The sequence below is a fragment of the Priestia abyssalis genome (genome assembly GCF_002019595.1).
GTDB classification, from domain to species: Bacteria; Bacillota; Bacilli; order Bacillales; family Bacillaceae_H; genus Bacillus_BA; species Bacillus_BA abyssalis.
Window position 1 is genome coordinate 5,437,634 of sequence record NZ_KV917369.1, and the last position, 19,181, is coordinate 5,456,814.

Consider the following 19,181-nt stretch of genomic DNA (forward strand, 5'->3'; position numbering starts at 1 on the left):
TCTTATGTTAATCTCTCAACTAATTTATCGACCAATTCACTCAATTCATTTAATGTTTTTCGATAGACGTCAAGAGAACTTCCAAAGGGATCTGATACATCACTGTCAGATTGCATTACAAATTCTTTTAGCGTGCTCGTTTTATGGGCAGCACTGGGAATATTCCCTATGATCAATTGTTTATGACTGTTCGTCATGGTCAAGATACGGGTGGCCCAATCAACTAGATCTTGGTCTAACAAAGAAGCAGCATGTGAATGCTCGATTCCCATCTCCTTTAATGCTGCTTTCGCATGCCCCGAAGCGTCACTCCCAGGGAAGGCGTAGACCCCTGCGGATTTCACCTCTATCCCCTTAAGCCGTTTGGCCTTTAGCAATGCTTCAGCCATAGGACTTCTACATGTATTGCCTGTACAAACAAATAAAATACGTTCCATAACGATTACCTCCATTTTCTTTTGCAGTTTCTATTATAGTTCTTCCTCAATAAGCAAATTGATGAAAATCATTTATTTCCCTTTAAAAAGGAACTATACAATCTGAATGAACGATTTATCCCGCATTAACGGGCAGTAAGCCCCCGCTGCTGAGAGTTTCTTCTATCTAATCATACTTATTGTATCGATGCATTCACAAAAAGTCAGGGTGTCCTATTCTTTTTATCCATAACTTTATTTAATTCTACCTGACAGCTAAAAACTCCTGCTTGAAAAATAAAAAAGGCCTCTCACTTCACATGACAGCCCTTTCAAGGTAACGCACTTATTCTTCATTCTTTTTAAGGAATACTGATGATGTTTAATCCATTCGACCCAAAGGGCCATTTTTTACAAATGGATTCAAAGTGTTGAAAGTCAACATCATTGTTGAATGAAGCTCTCCTTAAAGAGGCAATAACAACTTAATGCCGAAAGCTAATAAAATACTCCCGCCAAGCGCTTCGCTGTACTTCCCCAACCACCCCTGTACTCTTCTGCCCAATATAAGCCCCAACCACGTCAATACCATACTCATAAATCCGAAAATCGCAATGGTTACCGCTGTTCTAGCACCAAAAATACCTAAACTAAGACCAACCGAAAAACTATCTAAGCTGACACTTAATGCAAATATCAACAGGCCTACCCCTGCTGGCTTAATAAGACTTTCCTCCTCATGCCGAAACGAAGAAACCATCATTTGTATTCCAAGTACAACGAGCAAAACACCTCCGGCATAGGAAGCAACGGTACCCAGTTTATCCGATAATAACTTTCCAATTATCATTCCTAAAAGAGGCATCCATATATGAAAAAGACCAATTGTCACTCCTATATAGAAGATTTGGCGCATACGCAAACGAATCAGTCCCATTCCTAATCCGACCGAAAAGGCATCCATCCCCAGCGCCAATGCCATGATTGTTAATGTCATGAGTTCCCCTATCATCGTGGATATATCCATACTCCCCCTCCTCGGACGTGCCTAATTCACCATATGCATGTACGAAAAGTTTTAGAATAAAGAATGGGACATGGGCAAAAAATGCCCACGTCCCAGATTTTTATCATTCTAAAATGATTTGATGGCCGGCAGCTTTCATCAATCGATTCATTACCGCTTGTCCCACTCCCTCTTCAGGAAAACTTTCACTTAAAATAATATCCAAATCATGTTCGTTAAAAGAGCGAAGTACTTCATAAAGATGTGTGGCTACTGTGGATAAATCATCACGGGAGCCGCATCCCAATACAACGTCCGCTTGATAAAAAGATTCATTTTCCGTTGTCGTTAAGATCCCTACCCGTTTACCTTGCCCTCTCCATTCATCCGCTTTTTTCTGTAAAAAATCACGAGAGCCCTGAACGATATAAAGAGGAGCATTTGGTGCATAATGAGTATATTTCATTCCCGGGGACTTTGGTGCCTGTCCACTTATCAACAGCGCTTTATCTACACGGACTTTTCCTACCACAGCCTCAATCTGCTCCTTTGTCACTCCTCCCGGCCTCAAAATAAGAGGAGTATCTTCTGTGCAATCAAGAACCGTGGACTCTACTCCTACACCGGTCGGTCCTCCATCCACAATGCCGCTTATTCTGCCGTCAAGGTCTGCCCATACATGCTTGGCCAATGTCGGACTTGGTTTTCCAGATAAATTAGCACTTGGAGCAGCAATTGGTAAATCTACTTTTTTTAATAACTCTAATGCAATAGGATGCGAAGGCATTCGAACGGCTACTGTCTCTAAACCTGCAGTCACTTTTTCCGAAATGCCGGGCCTCTTCTTCAACACTAACGTTAACGGGCCTGGCCAAAAACGGTCTATTAACGCTTGGGCTGAAGACGGAATTTCTTTTGCAATCTTTTCTACCGCTTCTTTGCTTCCAATGTGAATAATAAGCGGATTATCACTCGGTCTTCCTTTTGCAACGAAAATTTTATCCACAGCCCGGTCAGAGGTGGCATCCGCTCCTAACCCATATACTGTTTCTGTAGGAAAGGCTATTGTTTCACCTTCCTTTAATAACTTTGCAGCTTCTTCTAATTGTGGATAAGCATGATTTTCCTGTTCATTTTTATCCACAATCCACATTTTTGTTCGCAACTGTTCCAACTCCTATATTTTAGTCAATGATTTCCCTATATGTATTCCCTTTCTCAACAGGCAGAAAATCCTTTGTTTCACGGTATATACCGTTTCACAACTAGTGTTTTGACGTGTACAATAAGTTCCGCTAACCTTCATCACGCAATGAGAAAATTTTGATGAATGAAAGTTTACTTTATTATAACAGATATTGTTTTGTTTATAAGATTACGGGATTTTGTGGAAAAAGTTAAGTTTTATCCACAAAATGTGGATAAAACTTAACTTTATGTTGATAACTGTGTGGATATTAGTTTGATTCTATAAAAGTATGTTCCATCACACAAATAGACGTTTCTTGTTCACCGACTATCATCAGATTAAGTTCTCTCATTGCTGCAGGGAGCTCATTATATTCAATTTCTCGAAAGTTTAACAGCTTAAAAAATGGAATGGATACTGCTTTATTCGTCACTAAATACAAACGCTGCATTCCCTTTTCTTTAGCCAAGGCCATAACTGCCTGAAAAAGCACGAAGATATCCCGCTCTGTTAAAGAGGGCGCAATGACTAAAGATCTTAATAAGCCATTTTCTTGAATAGACTGAAACCCAACCGTCGCTAATAATTGTTGTTTATCATCTTCCATGAGAACAAAATTATCAATGCAGCTCTCAATGTCGTCTACATAAATATCTACCTTTGCCCAAAAAGAAAGAACTGAATCTAAATCACACTTAGAAGCCAGCCGAACTATTTTCTCCACTTTTTATCACCCCATATACCTTTTCTAGTATCTACTCTATGAACAGTGACAAAAAATAGAACTATATAGATCGATTTAGGAAGTTCGACATGACCAAAGAACGGCCATATCGAACTTCCTAGACCTAAGCGGCTGCTCCCCCTTTACGGGGTTGGCGCCAGCCGCTTAGACAAACCTTCGAGAGCGGATTCAAGTTGGCTGACTGACCGATTGTGAATACCTTTCAACGGGATGGAAATATATCCATTTATTAAGCGGAATGTAAAGCTTAAAATAATTTTGAAAGGAATTCTACGAGGAAAAACTTTACTTCTACTTGTTGTTTTTCTTCATTTGACGTTTCTTCTTTTGGCTCCTCTTTCTTCGGCCCCTCTTCTTTTACCGCTTCTCCGTTTGAAAAATCCAAGAAACAGAGCGGAGGGAATAATACACACCACCAGTTCGCTCCTTCACCTTTCCCGAGCGTAATAAGAATGGCTTCATACTCTCCTGCAGGATATAAAAACTGACCATAAAGTTTAGTAGGAAAACGAACCGTACCAAAATCCACTTGGACTTCTTGCCCTGCTTGCTTTTCTTTGACTACCTCTTCCGCTATTCCCTGAATGATCGGCAAGCGGCTTTTGATTAATTCGCGAGCGGCCTCAACAGATGTCAAATCAGCTACCCATTGGTTAATTTCTTCATTTACGCGATCACGAATTTCTCTTTTTAACGCTTGATCTTCATCCGAATCGCTATTTGCCAAAATACGCAGGCGAATCGCTTCATCTGGAATCACAACCGGTTCGTTCGCCTTTGCAAACGATTGATTATATAAAAGATGGCCATGAGCCCCTATTAACAAAAGAATAAAATAAATGATTACGTATTTTTTCATCATATTTTCCACCGTCCCCTCAGTAAAACAGTATGGACAGATGGCAATTATCTTAAACTATTAAATTTATTCAACCACAAAAAATGGTTGAATAAATTTACAGGCATGAACCTTAGCATTTAATCCTTTAAAACCAATTACTGGGAGATAAGGTTTATTTCACAGATGAAAAAATTAGATTTATAGATAGTTAGCAACCGACTTTTACGTATTTCACCAACTATCTACTACATAAATGATGGGGCATGATGCTTTTTATTCATGCCCCATCATTTATGCAAGTTGAGCAAAGACCATTCGATCTTTGCCATTGATGTCATAAACGACTTCTACTTCCGCTTGAGGAAATGCCTCCTCCAGCATGGAAGCGACGATATGCGCTTGCCCCATTCCCACTTCAAAGGCAATGAACCCCTTCTCTTCCATAACAAGCGGAAGCTCCTCCATAAAACGACGATAAAAATCCAATCCGTCCTCGCCTCCAAACAAAGCCCTCATCGGCTCATGTTCTTTTACAACTGGAGAAAGAATGTCAATATCCCCGTCTGGAATATAAGGCGGATTGGATACTACAACGGCAGCTTTTTTCCCTTGTTGAATAAGGGGCTGAAGTAAATCTCCATGAACAAACGTTACATCTGCATGAAGGGCTTGGGCATTGGTTGATGCTATATCTAAAGAAGGTTGGGCAATATCAATAGCCGTGACGATTGCATTGGACAATTCAAGAGCAAGGGTTACCGCTATCGCTCCACTCCCTGTCCCAACATCCACTAACTCAAACGTCTCTTCGCCAAAGTGACTTTGGGCCCTTTGAATGACCCCTTCTACCAATTCTTCCGTTTCAGGGCGAGGAATCAATACCTCTTCATTTACCCGAAATGCACGCCCGTAAAATTCCTCGTACCCCATAATATATTGGACAGGAATACCAGAGACATGAGCATGTATATCTTCTATAAACTTTCGTTTCACTTCTTCATTCAGCTGTTCCTGCATAGAGCTAAACAACATAGAACGGCTCATCTTTAAATGATGACGCAACAACAGTTCACCCGCATTTTCATCCCGATTCGCTTCTTTTAAAAAAGAAGAAGCCCATTTTAGGGCTTCATACACTTTGTCAAACACGACAGCCATTAGTCTGCTTGCTCCATTTTCAGCGCTTGGTCTTCCATGATCAGCGCTTCAATCACTTCATTAAGCTTACCTTCCAGAATTTGATCGAGCTTTTGAATCGTTAGACCAATGCGGTGGTCTGTGACGCGGTTTTGTGGGAAATTGTAAGTACGGATACGCTCAGATCGATCTCCTGTACCTACCGCCTGCTTACGGTTTTGATCATACTCCGCTTGTGCTTCCCGCTGGAATTTATCATACACGCGAGCACGCAATACTTTCATCGCTTTTTCCTTATTTTTAATCTGCGACTTCTCATCTTGACATGATACGACGGTTCCAGTAGGAAGGTGGGTTAAACGAACAGCCGACATCGTCGTGTTAACACTTTGTCCGCCAGGGCCACTAGATGCAAACGTATCAACACGGATATCTTTTTCATGAATTTCCACCTCAACCTCTTCCGCTTCCGGTAAACAAGCTACCGTAGCCGTTGAAGTGTGGATGCGTCCCCCTGATTCAGTCTCAGGTACACGCTGTACACGATGAGCACCGTTTTCGAACTTCAGTTTTGAATAAGCACCCTTCCCGTTAATCATAAATATAATCTCTTTATAACCGCCAACCCCTGTGGTAGTCGCTTCCATGACTTCCGTTTTCCATCCTTGCGCTTCCGCATAACGGGAATACATGCGATATAAATCTCCAGCAAAAAGGGCTGCTTCGTCCCCGCCTGCTGCGCCGCGAATTTCCATGATAACATTTTTATCATCATTCGGGTCTTTTGGTAATAACAGCACTTTTAGACGGGCTTCCAATTCCTCCACTTGATCTTCTAACTCGGAGATTTCCTCTTTTACCATCTCCCGCATATCAGCATCTAACTTATCGTCCAGCATGGCTTTCGCATCGGTTAGCTGCTCTTTTATGTCTTTATATTCTCTATAAGCTTCTACCGTTTCCTGGATATCCGCTTGTTCTTTCGAATACTCTCTTAACTTAGAGGGGTTATTTACAATTTCAGGGTCGCTAAGAAATTCATTTAACTTTTCGTAGCGATCTTCTACCGCTTGTAAACGATCAAACACATCATTCACCTCATTTTTTATCCATAACATTCTAATTATAGTATAGGTGACACCCCCCGTCAAAATCAAATCGGTATAAAGAATAGAATAGAGCTAAAAAATTTTTACCATATTCTTTAAACAGAAGCGGCCGACAACCTCCCTTTCAGGCTTTTGCCGACCGCTTATACGAAAAACCTTGTCATTTGACAGCTTTTACATGGAAATGAAAACGAGGAAGGCCTTCAAACAGCTCTCGAGCGACAATGTTTTGCACCTTTTCCTTTTCAGACGCACTCATTTCCTCTCCTGTGTGAACAGTCACCCAGGCGTCACGTCCATTTACCTTCAAATCCCCTATCCGATAAGGGGTTTCAACTTCAACTACTTCTTTCATCTTTTCATAATCATTTGATACCTTCGATCTTACTGGAGTCGTATTAGGAAAATTAGGATTTTGGTCGGTAAACTCTTCATAGCGGATTAACTCTTTTTCCAATTTATTATCATCTCGATAAGATGTTAATAATTTTTTGCCATTCTCATCTTCTACCCGAGCATCCTGGGTACTGTTATAACCAGCACAAGCACTCATAAAAATCATACATAGCAATAAAACGTTTTTTTTCACAATGACACCTCCTATGACTTAGATTTCCCGGTTATACAAAATCAAATAAAGTAAACTTAAGGAAAAAAAGATGCCTGCATGGTCATTCACCATGCAGGCATCTTTTTTGGATGATATTGTGTCTAGCTCCAGCGCCTAGCTTAGCACGGGAAAAGATGATTGCCCTCATAAGGCAAAAAGCGCCTTATGGGTCAATCCCTATTTCCTTGGGCCCACAGGACGTGGCGGTCTTAGTCGGCCTTCTTTAACCAAGGCGCTTATGCTTTTCTTATTGATAGACTTTACGGGGAACTGCATGACAATGTCGGCACCTTGGCTCATACGATTCAGAAGCCCCTACTAGAATGATGGGATCATCATAAGAAGCAGGCTGTCCATCAATTAAACGCTGGGTACGGCTTGCAGGTGAACCACAAGCTGCACAAACCGCTTGCAGTTTTGTTACCGATTCTGCAATCGCCATTAACGCAGGTACCTGTCCAAATGGCTCTCCTCTGAAATCTTGGTCAAGTCCGGCAACAATTACGCGATACCCTCTATCGGCAAGTGTTTGAACAACTTCTAAAATCCCTTCATCAAAGAACTGAACTTCATCGATTGCTACAACGTCCGTTTCTTCCATTACCTCTTTTAAAATCTGTGCAGAATTACGGGTAGGCATCGCAATTACTGACGAACCATTATGTGATACGACCGCTTCTTCACTATAACGATTATCAATAGCAGGCTTAAATACTTGAACCTGCTGTTTGGCAAATTGTGTACGACGAACCCGGCGAATCAGTTCTTCTGATTTCCCGGAAAACATACTGCCGCAAATCACTTCAATCCAACCGCTTTGCTTCATTACATACATGGCGCGGATCTCTCCCTTCCGTGTCATTACAATGAAGTGAACCGCTCTTCTACTTCTGTGTACCTAGATGATATATTATCCATCCAATTATCATCTATGTATTTTAATTATTCACTATATGTTAACCCGTACGGGAAGTGCTATTCACGTAAAAAACAGGCAAGAACTGAGAGTCACTTGCCTGTTTGATAACATCATATTGATTACTTAAGACCGTATTTTTTATTGAAGCGATCAACGCGACCATCCGCAGAAGCGAATTTTTGACGGCCAGTGTAGAATGGATGGCATTCAGAGCAAACCTCAATGCGAATCTCTTCTTTAACAGAGCCAGTTTCAAATTCATTTCCACAAGCGCATTTCACCATAACTTTTTTGTAGTTTGGATGAATTCCTGTTTTCATGCTTTTCATCTCCTTCCGCCCTGAATCATTCTGAAACAGAGTTATATAAACCAATACGATAGACGAAACATCGACATTTAATATGCTTATTTCGACATCGCATACTAAACACACATGAAGAAATTATAACAAGGGTCAAGCAGTTTTGCAACTACCTGTTTTTACAATTTCAAATTTGTTTCGTATTAACGGCTAATGAGATTTCCGCGTCAAGATCTAACTTAACAAAGGAAACCTGCGCAAAAAAACTAACCGTAAAAGTACGAATAAATAAACACCCTTATGGATGAAAGTGTCCTTTATCATTGTAACATGATTTACCTTTTTGTGCTCGTTACGGTTTTTCTCTCATCTTCCAATATTTTGAAGAATTCCATATTACTTTTAGAGTTTCTTAAACGTCTTAAAAATCTCTCTGCAAAATCAGGGGAATCCGACAACGTTTTACGAATCGCCCATAGATGATCAAGGTGCTCTTTTGGAATGAGCAACTCTTCTTTTCTTGTACCGGAGCGACGAATATCGATAGCAGGGAAAATACGTTTTTCAGCCAATGAACGATCTAAATGGAGCTCCATATTACCAGTTCCCTTGAACTCTTCGTAAATAACATCATCCATTCTGGATCCAGTGTCGATTAAAGCTGTGGCCAAAATAGTCAAGCTGCCGCCTTCTTCAATGTTACGAGCCGCTCCAAAGAAACGTTTTGGACGATGGAAGGCAGCCGGGTCAATCCCGCCTGATAGCGTACGTCCACTTGGAGGAATGACTAAGTTATAAGCACGGGCAAGGCGTGTAATACTATCCATTAGAATGATTACGTCTTTTTTATGCTCTACAAGACGCATCGCGCGCTCTAACACAAGTTCGGCTACTTTGATATGATTCTCTGGCACTTCATCGAACGTCGAGCTGACTACGTCTCCGGCAACGGAGCGCTCAATGTCCGTTACCTCCTCTGGTCGTTCATCAATTAACAAGACGATCAGTTCTGCTTCCGGATGATTCGTTGTAACGCTGTTGGCAATTTCCTTTAAAAGCATTGTTTTTCCGGCTTTCGGAGGCGCCACAATTAATCCCCTTTGACCAAAACCAATTGGTGCAATCAAATCTATGATTCGCGTCGAGAAGTTTCGCGGCTCTGTCTCCAGTACCATTTGACGATTTGGATAAATAGGCGTTAAAGCCGGGAAATGTACACGTTCCTTCGCCGACTCTGGATTATCCCCATTTACTGCTTCTACATGCAGCAAACCATAGTAGCGCTCGTTTTCTTTCGGAGGACGAACTTTACCCGAGACTTTATCTCCGTTTCTTAAATCGAATCGTCGAATTTGAGAGGCTGATATATAGATGTCTTCTGAACTAGGCGAATAGTTGATAGGGCGCAGAAAACCAAAACCTTCTGACTGAATGATTTCTAGTACGCCTTCCATAAACAAGAGACCATCTTGTTCAGCTTGGGCCTTCAAAATAGCAAAAATAAGTTCTTTTTTCGTTAACTTGCTGTAGTAGGAAATTTTATACTCACGAGCATGTTCATAGAGCTCTTTTAATTTCATATTCTCTAAATTAGACAATGTTAAATTCATTCAAACACCACACTTTAATCAAATAATTTCCTGTTTTCCCCCATATTAAAATGTTTTGTAAATATGAGAAAAGATACGGATGGAATAAATGGTGAAGATAAGGAAGGCAATCTTGAAGTAGATTTCAGTAGATTTAATTTATCCCGCTCTAACAGGCAGTGAAACCTTCAGCGAGTAAAGGATCCTTAATACTAAATAGATGCAGTAATACATCCCGCATGAACGGGCAGTAAGAACCCCCTTCCCTGGTTCAAGAAGAGGATTACTGCCCGTGAAAGCTCGATAAATCAACTAACCATCCGTCGAGATAGAGGTCTCCTCACGGATGGAAGTTTCCTTTCTATTCTACCCTTTTTATCTCTTTTTAATCAACCTATTTTTACGACCCCTCCTCCTTCAAAAAAGGACATCGTTCGTACAAGCATACCTTTCACCATTTCTTTTTCAGAGACGACACGCTCCTCGAAATTTCGAAAACAATGAGCACCCGATGGGTGCTCATTGTTTTAGTTTTTGATAACGAGATTTGGTTTCTTTTTCAGACTATGTCTGCCGTCAATGAAACGCACCGTCCCAGATTTGGCACGCATAACTAAAGATTGGGTCGTACCGATAAGTCCTTTAAATTGAACGCCTTTAAGCAACTCTCCATCTGTTACCCCTGTCGCTGCAAAAATAGCGTCATCCCCTTTTACCAAGTCTTCCATCCGAAGTACACGGTTAATATCCTGAATGCCCATCGCTTGGCATCGCGCTAATTCTTCCTCGCTTTGAGGTAATAATTTACCTTGCAGCTCTCCACCGAGACATTTAAGAGCAACAGCTGCAATAACTCCTTCAGGCGCTCCGCCAGAACCGAATAAAATATCCACACCAGTATGGTCGAAAGCCGTATTAATAGCTCCTGCTACATCCCCGTCATTGATCAGCTTAATGCGAGCACCGGCTTCTCTCAGCTCTTTAATGATATGTTCGTGTCGTGAACGATTTAATACCGTTGCAACAACATCTTCAATATCTTTATTTTTTGCTTTTGCGACTGCTCTTAAGTTTTCAATAATCGGTGCGTTAATGTCAATTTGGCCCACAGCTTCCGGACCGACTGCGATTTTGTCCATATACATATCAGGTGCATGAAGTAAGTTTCCATGGTCAGCTACTGCCAGTACCGCTAAACCGTTCCAGCCGCCTGAAGCAACAATGTTCGTCCCCTCCAAAGGATCAACAGCCACATCAACTCGCGGACCATATCCCGTTCCAAGTTTCTCTCCGATATAAAGCATTGGAGCCTCGTCCATTTCTCCTTCTCCAATGACAACCGTGCCCTTCATCGGAATGGTATCAAACACATCACGCATAGCAGAAGTAGCTGCTTCATCAGCTTCGTCTTTCTTTCCGCGTCCCATCCATCTAGCAGACGCTAAAGCCGCTGCTTCTGTTACACGTACAAGTTCCATCGATAAACTTCTTTCCATATTCGTCTCCCCCGTTGCCAATTTAATTTATTGGTCCTGCATTACCGCGCATTAGGAACTCTGTGCAGGCAAGTTTCCTTTAGGAATTTTGAAATTGCTCAATTTCTTGCTCTGTCATTCTTTCCCGCCAGATGACGGCTCCTAAGCCTGAGAGCTTGTCTACCAAATGACTATAACCTCTGTCAATATGCTCTAATCCCGTCACTTCGGTGATTCCTCTTGCCATGAGCCCAGCTGTAACCAAAGCTGCCCCCGCTCGCAAATCGGATGCCTTGACCTTCGCTCCTTGTAGTTGGGAAGGACCGTTAATAATAGCAGAACGCCCTTCCACTTTAATGACGGCATTCATTCTCCTTAACTCATCAATATGCTTAAAACGGGCACTATAAATCGTATCCGTTACCACACTTGTACCAGTCACTTTCGTCAATAAAGAGGTAAAAGGCTGTTGCAGGTCGGTTGGAAATCCTGGATAAACAAGTGTCTTAATATCAACAGCCTTTAAGCTTTGTCCGCCTACCACCAAGATTTGTTCTGGGTTGGCCTCTACTCGAACCCCCATTTCTCTCATTTTGGCAATCAATGATTCTAAATGAAGGGGAATCACGTTATCAATCATGACTTCCTTGCCCATCGCAGCGGCCATAATCATGTAAGTGCCGGCTTCAATTCGATCCGGAATGATAGAATGGCGGCACCCTTTAAGTTCGTCCACTCCATCAATACGAATAACGTCTGTTCCTGCTCCTTTAATACGTGCTCCCATATTGGTGAGCAATGTAGCCACGTCAATAATTTCCGGTTCCTTCGCAGCATTTTCAATAATGGTTCGCCCTTTGGCTCTTACCGCAGCCAGCATAATATTAATCGTCGCTCCTACGCTTACGACGTCCAGATAAATACGGGCACCTTTCAGTTCATCTGCACGCAGATAGATGGCTCCTTGTTCATTCGTCACTTGAACTCCGAGAGCCTCAAATCCCTTAATATGCTGGTCAATTGGGCGAGGACCTAAGTGGCATCCTCCTGGAAGGCCGATGACAGCCTTTTTGAAGCGTCCGAGCATGGCTCCCATCAAATAATAGGAAGCACGTAATTTTTTTACTTTTCCATTAGGAAGAGGCATCGAAACCATATCTGCCGGATTAACCGTTAGCTCATTATTTTCATAAGTTACTTTTCCGCCGATTTCTTCGAGCAAATCACTTAAAATCTGTACGTCAGAAATATCAGGCAATCCCTCAATCGTGACTGGAGACTCCGCTAAAATGGTCGCAGGAATAAGTGCAACTGCACTGTTTTTAGCTCCGCTAATTCTTACCGTACCATTTAATGTAGATCCACCTTGTATCTTTAACTTTTCCACTTTAGGCTCCCTTCCAGTGAAGATAATGCCACTTCACTCCTACCTTTAGGTAATATTTACCAAGTTATTTGCCGAAATCAAGGTTATTATCATATTACCTAATAGTTTACACGAAAAAGATTTTTTCATGTATAAAATTATCATTTTTACAGAAAAAGGGGCATTCACGATTAGTTATGTTGTGAATGCCAAAGGGAAATATGAATATTTTTTAAGAGGATGTTCAAAAAGTCCGGGAAAAATCCCCGTCGAATTTCTTCGTCACTCTGCCTCTCCAGTCCTTACGTATTCACGCTATACGCTCCGGTCCTCGAGTCTATCGTTCCTTGAACTTCTCGGCTCTTTTTGTCCTCCTTTTTGAACACGCTCTTTACTTTAAGAAAGTCGGTTGTTCCAATCCTTCAGGAATTGTTCGATTCCGCTGTCTGTTAAAGGATGTTTGAATAATTGCATTAATACCTTATATGGAATGGTTGCGATATGTGCGCCTTTTAGGGCTGCTTCTGTAACATGCATAGGATGACGGATAGAAGCTGCAATAATTTCTGTATCAATATCATGGATCGCAAAGATATCAGCAATTTGAGCGATAAGATCTAATCCGTTATGCCCTAGATCATCTAAGCGTCCTAAGAATGGGGAAACGTACGTAGCTCCTGCTCTTGCAGCCAAAAGGGCTTGGTTAGCAGAGAATACTAAGGTTACGTTTGTTTTAATTCCCGACTCTGAAAACTCTTTAACAGCCTTTAAGCCATCCGGAGTCATCGGTACTTTGATGGTAATATTTGGGGCGATTTTAGCTAGTTCTTTTCCTTCTTGGATCATACCTTCCGCATCCAGTGCGATTACCTCTGCACTTACAGATCCCGGAACAATAGCCGTAATTTCTTTAAGACGATCTTCAAATGAAATGTTTTCCTTAGCCACCAGGCTTGGATTTGTTGTTACACCTGCCAATAAACCTAGTGAATGCGCTTCCTTAATTTCGTCAATGTTAGCAGTGTCAATGAAAAATTTCATGACCTTCCCCTCCCGCTCAGTAAAGTATCAAATTGATAAAGAAAGTTATTTCTAAAAGGAAACCGCCCTAAAAAAGGCGGTTCCATGCTTGAAGCAATAATGATTAAGCTTTGTTTGAAGAACCGAACTCGCGCATTTTACCGGCAACCGTTTGCTTGATTGCTTCGCGGCCAGGGCCGATAAATTTACGTGGATCATAAACTTCTTGATCGCTGTTTAAAATTTCACGTACTGCTTTTGTAAATGCGATTTGGTTTTCTGTGTTAACGTTAATTTTAGAAGTACCTAAAGAGATGGCTTTTTCAATATCTTTTGTCGGGATACCAGTACCACCGTGCAATACTAATGGTACACCCGTACGGTCACGAACTTCTCCCATTTCTTTGAAACCTAGGTTTGGCTCGCCTTTGTAAGGGCCGTGTACTGAACCTAAAGCTGGCGCCAAGCAGTCGATGCCTGTAGCTTTTACAAGTTCTTCACACTCTGCTGGATCAGCATAGATAACGCCGTCTGCTACTACATCATCTTCTTGTCCGCCTACTACACCTAGCTCCGCTTCTACTGATACACCTTTTGAATGAGCATATTCTACTACTTTTTTTGTAGTCTCGATATTTTCTTCAAATGGGTGGTGAGAAGCATCGATCATTACAGATGTAAATCCAGCGTCGATTGCCTCTTTACATTTTTCAAAGCTTGAACCGTGGTCTAAATGGATTGCTACAGGAACCGTAATGTTCATGTCTTGCATTAAACCTTTAACGATGCTTACAACTGTGTTGAAACCGCTCATATGGCGAGCAGCACCTTCTGATACACCGAGGATAACTGGGGATTTTTCCTCTTCAGCAGCCGCTAAAATCGCTTGCGTCCACTCCAGGTTGTTCATGTTAAATTGACCAACCGCATACTTACCTTCCAACGCTTTGTTCAACATTTCTGTCATTGAAACTAAAGGCATACCAAAATCCTCCTTAACATAAACCATTGTCAGTACTATCCGAGAAGTTTCATTGGGATATTATGTACAATTTCAAATGTTTCATACGTTCATTTGAAATATTCGCTTATCGAATAGTTTAATACAGTACTTAGGATACCAACTTAAACGACAATCAGCAACATATTTAGTCATTTAATCAAAAAAAAGAGGGGATTTTGTAAGCATAAATGAACCCCCAAAGGAAAAACCATGCCTTAAAAATCCAGTAAAACCAAGGGATTGGCATGGTTAATAATCTTTATACTATTTATGTAAAGAAAAATCAATTTAACCCTACTGGTAAATATTGTCGAACAGCCTGGCGAATCTCATCAATATCAAATGGTTTAGCAAAATGCGTAAGCGCCCCTAAATCCTTCGCTTCTTGAATCATATCCAACTCACCATATGCTGTCATGATAATGACCTTAATGCTTTGATCGTGCTGCTTCAATCTTTTCAAAATTTCAATGCCATCCATTCCGGGAATTTTCATATCAAGCAACACAAGGTCAGGTGCATTTTTTTGTGCAATTTCGATCGCCTGATATCCATTTGCAGCTTGAAAGGTTTGGTATCCTTCTTTTTGCAGCACTTCCGTTAACAAAATGCGAATGCCAAATTGATCGTCTACAATTAAAATTTTCTCTTTCAATATAATCCCACCTTCATTATTCTTATACTCCCTATGTTACTCATAAATTTCGACTTTCTCCATACAATTCCCTTCTTTTTTACTCTTCGATTTCTTTTCGCTATAATGACTACCAGGAATATCGATATGATGATAAGAGAAAGGTGAACGACATGTTAAAAATTTTTACAACACAGCTAACCGGCTATTTTAAACAAATTCAGGAAAAAGAAGAGTTTCATATAGAAGACGGGGCTAGAGTATTAGCCCAGGCCATTATCGGAGATGGGAATATTTATATTTACGGAAAAGATGAAATGCAGGCTGTTGGACTGGAAGCTACTAAAAGCCAGGAACCTTTACCGAGCACTAAATTAATGGCATTTGAAGATATTGGACATTTGACTTCTGCCGATCGTGTCTTACTTGTTTCCCGTACCTCAACGGACCCGCATATCTTGGATCTGGCGCAGCGTTTGCAAGAACAGGGAGTTTTGACAGTAGGTATTTCTCCAATTGAAAAAGAAACTACCCTGCCATCATTGGAGGATTTCGTTGATGCCCATATCGATACAAAGCTTCTCAAACCGCTTATCCCCGATGATGAAGGAAATCGTTATGGATTCCCGGGTATCATGACCGCTCTTTATGCTTATTATGGTCTTCATTTAACGATTAAAGAAATTATAACAGAATATGAATAAAGCGGATGAATCAAAAGGAATAAAAAGTATTCCTTTTGATTCATCCTCCTGAAAGGACCCGTCATCGAAATCCATTAAAACCAAAGATTTCGTGACGGGTCCTTCAGTAAACAATCATTTTTGTATTCTTTTAGAACTTAACTTATAGCATAGCCCCTATTTATCCTCCATTAACAGGCAGTAAGACTCCCCACTGATGGAAGTTTCCTTTATATCCCTTATTTCTGTTGGGCAAGTTCAAAAGAAGCTCCGACGAACTCTCTGAACAACGGCTGTGGTCTTGTCGGACGAGATCTGAATTCCGGATGGAATTGAGATGCCAGGAACCACGGATGATCTTTCAACTCAATGATTTCCACAAGTCTGCCATCAGGACTTGTACCTGAGAACACGAAGCCTTCTTTTTCCATCGCTTGGCGATACTCGTTATTGAACTCATAACGATGGCGATGACGCTCATATACGACCTCATCTTGATAAGCTTCGTATGCTAATGTATCTTCAGAAAGCTTACAAGGATATAAGCCTAAACGAAGCGTACCGCCTAAGTCTTCCACATCTTTTTGTTCAGGCAATAGATCGATGATCGGGTTTGTCGTTGCAGGGTTGAGCTCAGCAGAATGAGCATCTGTTAAGCCTAGTACATTGCGTGCAAACTCTACAGACGCTAACTGCATCCCTAAACAAATACCGAAGAATGGAACCTTATTTTCACGGGCAAATTGTGTCGCAACAATTTTACCTTCCACCCCGCGATCGCCAAATCCGCCTGGAACAAGAATACCATCTGCATCAGATAACAGCTCTTTTACGTTTTCTGCTGTTACATGTTCGGAATTAATCCATTTTACATTTACATCTGCATCAAAAGCATAACCTGCATGACGAAGAGACTCCACAACAGAAATATAAGCATCTTGCAGTTCAACATATTTACCGACAAGGGCAATCTTCACTGTATGAGAAAGACCTTTTACCTTCTCTACAAGCGCCTTCCACTCTGTCATGTCCGGCTCTTTTGTGCTTAATTTTAAATGATCGCACGTAATTTGATCCAGCTTTTGCTCTTGCAGAGCAAGCGGAATTTCATATAATGTTTCTGCATCACGACATTCAATAACTGCTTTTGAATCAATATCGCAGAATAATGCAAGCTTCTCTTTCATATCATCTGAAATCGGCATCTCTGTACGCACGACGATGACATTTGGCTGGATACCTAAGCTGCGTAATTCTTTTACACTGTGCTGAGTTGGCTTTGTTTTCATTTCGCCCGCTGCCTTAATATAAGGAACAAGCGTACAATGAATATACATCACATTGTCACGGCCGATGTCGCTTTTGATTTGACGGATAGCTTCCAAGAACGGTAAAGATTCGATGTCCCCTACTGTTCCACCAATTTCTGTGATCACTACATCCGCGTTTGTTTCTTTCCCTGCACGGAAAACGCGTTCTTTGATTTCATTTGTGATGTGCGGGATAACCTGCACTGTACCACCTAAATAATCACCGCGGCGTTCTTTTCTTAAAACAGTTGAATAAACTTTACCTGTTGTTACGTTACTATATTTATTTAAATTAATATCGATAAAGCGCTCATAGTGACCTAAGTCTAAGTCTGTTTCCGCACCATCATCTGTTACGAATACTTCACCATGCTGATATGGGCTCATTGTCCCTGGGTCAACATTAATATATGGGTCAAATTTTTGAATAGTTACATTTAACCCACGGTTTTTTAATAATCTTCCAAGTGAAGCAGCTGTAATTCCTTTTCCTAAAGACGATACAACGCCCCCGGTAACGAAAATATACTTTGTCATTTTTTCCCCTCCAAGTGATAACTGTACTATTTAAAATTTTTACTTACACTCTTGTCATTCATACATCTTGCTTCGTAAACTTTTCTGCTATTATTGAACATCCCAGAGCACATAATCATCTATGTAAGAATACATGCATTCTTTTCATTCAAACGATATCTTGCAAAATGGTATGGATATAACGTTAATCTTCCACAAAATGAACGAACCTATTTAAGAGGACTAAAATAAAAATTGCCCCCAAACCAAAAAACAGGTATGGGAGCAAATATTATAATTTCTATTAAATACAAATCACGTTCTTATTTAAAGAGCCCAAAAAAGATTCTACATATTTCAACAAAAAAAGTCAAGCTTCATTGCAATATGAGTTCAAATTTGAACAACATCTTTATAGGTCGTCTTCCTCATCCTTATCATCATAATCATCATCATCTTCAATTTCTTCGTCATCTAAATCGTAATCATCATCATCAATGACGTCATCGTCAAACTCATCTTCGTCTAAATTGTCGAAGTCTTCGTCTTCTAACTCTTCATCAACATCGTCGTTATCATCTTCTTCTAAACTATCTAGATCTTCATATTCTAAATCTTCATCTTCCAGATCGTCGAAGTCTTCTAAGTCTTCGTCTACGACTTTCTTCGCCTTCTTCTTCTTCTTCGGTTTTGCTACTGGAACCACTTCTTCATCGATTTGATCGTACGGATACCAGCTTCTCAATCCCCATTGATTCTCTCCAACAGAAATAAAACGGCCATCGATATTTAAATCTGTATAAAACTGTGCTACTTTCACTCGCACTTCTTCTTCAGATAAGTCTAGAATAGCGATAATTTCATCTAATATTGCTTTAAATGGAACTGCAGAGCGCTCTGATTTACCAGACAGAACCAGATAAGCCAGCTCAAGCATAGACATCTCTTGTAATTGCTCTTTTGAGTATTGTGCAAGACTCAAATTCAGCACACCCTTTCTATGTATACATGTTATCTATAAATACAATCAATAAATAAGAACAAAATAAGCCTGATGCAAAAAAGAAACACACCAAGCAAGCTTGACATCTCCTGTGGAATATAGGATTAAAATCCTTGTATGGGCATCTTGGTTCTCCCATACAAATCCACTATTTGACAAGCCCTTAAATACATACCATTCATTATAAACAAATTCAATGCATTTATGCTAGTAGTGGATGAAATCTTTCTAAAAAAAATCTTTCTAAAAAAACTCTTTCAAACTCTAAGAAAAAAATAAAAAAGGCCCATTCGCTTCGCCTTGATGTA

Annotated in this window: 19 protein-coding genes; 1 reads left to right on the forward strand and 18 read right to left on the reverse strand. The window is 40.6% G+C overall.

Translation table 11 applies throughout. From position 1 onward, the window contains the following. Positions 1–2 precede the first annotated feature (2 nt). The 16 genes from BK575_RS26045 to BK575_RS26125 form a co-directional block, all read right to left on the reverse strand. On the reverse strand, positions 3–437 hold the full coding sequence (locus BK575_RS26045) for a low molecular weight protein arginine phosphatase (protein WP_139368109.1): 435 nt from the start codon (positions 435–437) through the stop codon (positions 3–5). Positions 438–882: 445 nt separating this feature from the next. Continuing rightward, positions 883–1,437 carry a manganese efflux pump MntP gene (locus tag BK575_RS26050; RefSeq protein ID WP_204524922.1) on the reverse strand — a complete coding sequence of 185 codons (555 nt, stop codon included), beginning with the start codon at positions 1,435–1,437 and terminating at the stop codon, positions 883–885. A 109-nt stretch (positions 1,438–1,546) separates the two neighbouring features. Next, the gene (locus BK575_RS26055) at positions 1,547–2,587 is read right to left on the reverse strand and encodes an L-threonylcarbamoyladenylate synthase (protein ID WP_078414426.1); all 1,041 of its coding nucleotides are present in this window, start codon (positions 2,585–2,587) and stop codon (positions 1,547–1,549) included. Positions 2,588–2,879: 292 nt separating this feature from the next. Further along, positions 2,880–3,335 (reverse strand): GNAT family N-acetyltransferase, encoded by a 456-nt coding sequence (locus BK575_RS26060; protein ID WP_078414427.1) that lies wholly within the window; start codon positions 3,333–3,335, stop codon positions 2,880–2,882. 268 nt (positions 3,336–3,603) lie between these two features. Then, positions 3,604–4,215: a stage II sporulation protein R gene (gene spoIIR / locus BK575_RS26065; RefSeq protein WP_078414967.1), complete on the reverse strand. Its 612-nt coding sequence runs from the start codon at positions 4,213–4,215 to the stop codon at positions 3,604–3,606. 273 nt (positions 4,216–4,488) lie between these two features. Beyond that, complete coding sequence (gene prmC, locus BK575_RS26070; RefSeq protein WP_078414428.1) at positions 4,489–5,355, reverse strand: peptide chain release factor N(5)-glutamine methyltransferase; 867 nt, start codon at positions 5,353–5,355, stop codon at positions 4,489–4,491. After that, positions 5,355–6,422 carry a peptide chain release factor 1 gene (gene prfA / locus BK575_RS26075; protein WP_078414968.1) on the reverse strand — a complete coding sequence of 356 codons (1,068 nt, stop codon included), beginning with the start codon at positions 6,420–6,422 and terminating at the stop codon, positions 5,355–5,357. The genes prmC and prfA overlap by 1 nt, the downstream gene beginning before the upstream one ends. A gap of 181 nt (positions 6,423–6,603) precedes the next feature. Continuing rightward, entirely contained in the window at positions 6,604–7,032 is a 429-nt protein-coding gene (locus BK575_RS26080; protein WP_078414429.1) for a hypothetical protein, read from the reverse strand. A gap of 268 nt (positions 7,033–7,300) precedes the next feature. Next, positions 7,301–7,888, reverse strand: coding sequence for a thymidine kinase (locus BK575_RS26085; RefSeq protein WP_078414430.1), 588 nt, complete (start codon positions 7,886–7,888; stop codon positions 7,301–7,303). 203 nt (positions 7,889–8,091) lie between these two features. Then, complete coding sequence (rpmE, locus tag BK575_RS26090; protein WP_028395942.1) at positions 8,092–8,292, reverse strand: 50S ribosomal protein L31; 201 nt, start codon at positions 8,290–8,292, stop codon at positions 8,092–8,094. A gap of 317 nt (positions 8,293–8,609) precedes the next feature. Then, the gene (rho, locus tag BK575_RS26095) at positions 8,610–9,884 is read right to left on the reverse strand and encodes a transcription termination factor Rho (RefSeq protein ID WP_078414431.1); all 1,275 of its coding nucleotides are present in this window, start codon (positions 9,882–9,884) and stop codon (positions 8,610–8,612) included. A 506-nt stretch (positions 9,885–10,390) separates the two neighbouring features. Continuing rightward, a complete protein-coding gene (glpX, locus tag BK575_RS26100) occupies positions 10,391–11,359 on the reverse strand; it encodes a class II fructose-bisphosphatase (RefSeq protein ID WP_078414432.1) in 969 nt (322 codons plus the stop codon). A gap of 79 nt (positions 11,360–11,438) precedes the next feature. Next, positions 11,439–12,725: a UDP-N-acetylglucosamine 1-carboxyvinyltransferase gene (locus BK575_RS26105; RefSeq protein WP_078414433.1), complete on the reverse strand. Its 1,287-nt coding sequence runs from the start codon at positions 12,723–12,725 to the stop codon at positions 11,439–11,441. Between the two features lie 375 nt (positions 12,726–13,100). After that, positions 13,101–13,745, reverse strand: a complete 645-nt coding sequence (fsa, locus tag BK575_RS26115; protein ID WP_078414435.1) for a fructose-6-phosphate aldolase — start codon at positions 13,743–13,745, stop codon at positions 13,101–13,103. 103 nt (positions 13,746–13,848) lie between these two features. Then, entirely contained in the window at positions 13,849–14,706 is an 858-nt protein-coding gene (locus BK575_RS26120; protein WP_078414436.1) for a class II fructose-bisphosphate aldolase, read from the reverse strand. A 304-nt stretch (positions 14,707–15,010) separates the two neighbouring features. Continuing rightward, positions 15,011–15,385, reverse strand: a complete 375-nt coding sequence (locus BK575_RS26125; protein WP_169908042.1) for a response regulator — start codon at positions 15,383–15,385, stop codon at positions 15,011–15,013. Positions 15,386–15,534: 149 nt separating this feature from the next. Between BK575_RS26125 and BK575_RS26130 the strand changes: the two genes are divergently transcribed. Next, positions 15,535–16,065: a DUF2529 domain-containing protein gene (locus BK575_RS26130; protein ID WP_078414438.1), complete on the forward strand. Its 531-nt coding sequence runs from the start codon at positions 15,535–15,537 to the stop codon at positions 16,063–16,065. 218 nt (positions 16,066–16,283) lie between these two features. Here BK575_RS26130 and BK575_RS26135 read toward each other — a convergent pair whose 3' ends face one another. Both BK575_RS26135 and rpoE read right to left on the reverse strand, forming a co-directional pair. Continuing rightward, the gene (locus BK575_RS26135) at positions 16,284–17,891 is read right to left on the reverse strand and encodes a CTP synthase (RefSeq protein ID WP_078414439.1); all 1,608 of its coding nucleotides are present in this window, start codon (positions 17,889–17,891) and stop codon (positions 16,284–16,286) included. A 391-nt stretch (positions 17,892–18,282) separates the two neighbouring features. Continuing rightward, positions 18,283–18,852, reverse strand: a complete 570-nt coding sequence (rpoE, locus tag BK575_RS26140) for a DNA-directed RNA polymerase subunit delta (RefSeq protein WP_078414440.1) — start codon at positions 18,850–18,852, stop codon at positions 18,283–18,285. Between the last annotated feature and the right edge of the window lie 329 nt (positions 18,853–19,181).

What these genes read in the sequence shown, in the direction of transcription:
- BK575_RS26135 (WP_078414439.1), bottom strand. Translation starts at nt 17,891, where the DNA reads ATGACAAAGTATATTTTCGTTACCGGGGGCGTTGTATCGTCTTTAGGA.
- spoIIR (WP_078414967.1), bottom strand. Translation starts at nt 4,215, where the DNA reads ATGAAAAAATACGTAATCATTTATTTTATTCTTTTGTTAATAGGGGCT.
- rho (WP_078414431.1), bottom strand. Translation starts at nt 9,884, where the DNA reads ATGAATTTAACATTGTCTAATTTAGAGAATATGAAATTAAAAGAGCTC.
- BK575_RS26085 (WP_078414430.1), bottom strand. Translation starts at nt 7,888, where the DNA reads ATGTATGTAATGAAGCAAAGCGGTTGGATTGAAGTGATTTGCGGCAGT.
- BK575_RS26130 (WP_078414438.1), top strand. Translation starts at nt 15,535, where the DNA reads ATGTTAAAAATTTTTACAACACAGCTAACCGGCTATTTTAAACAAATT.
- fsa (WP_078414435.1), bottom strand. Translation starts at nt 13,745, where the DNA reads ATGAAATTTTTCATTGACACTGCTAACATTGACGAAATTAAGGAAGCG.
- prmC (WP_078414428.1), bottom strand. Translation starts at nt 5,355, where the DNA reads ATGGCTGTCGTGTTTGACAAAGTGTATGAAGCCCTAAAATGGGCTTCT.
- BK575_RS26045 (WP_139368109.1), bottom strand. Translation starts at nt 437, where the DNA reads ATGGAACGTATTTTATTTGTTTGTACAGGCAATACATGTAGAAGTCCT.
- glpX (WP_078414432.1), bottom strand. Translation starts at nt 11,359, where the DNA reads ATGGAAAGAAGTTTATCGATGGAACTTGTACGTGTAACAGAAGCAGCG.
- BK575_RS26120 (WP_078414436.1), bottom strand. Translation starts at nt 14,706, where the DNA reads ATGCCTTTAGTTTCAATGACAGAAATGTTGAACAAAGCGTTGGAAGGT.
- rpmE (WP_028395942.1), bottom strand. Translation starts at nt 8,292, where the DNA reads ATGAAAACAGGAATTCATCCAAACTACAAAAAAGTTATGGTGAAATGC.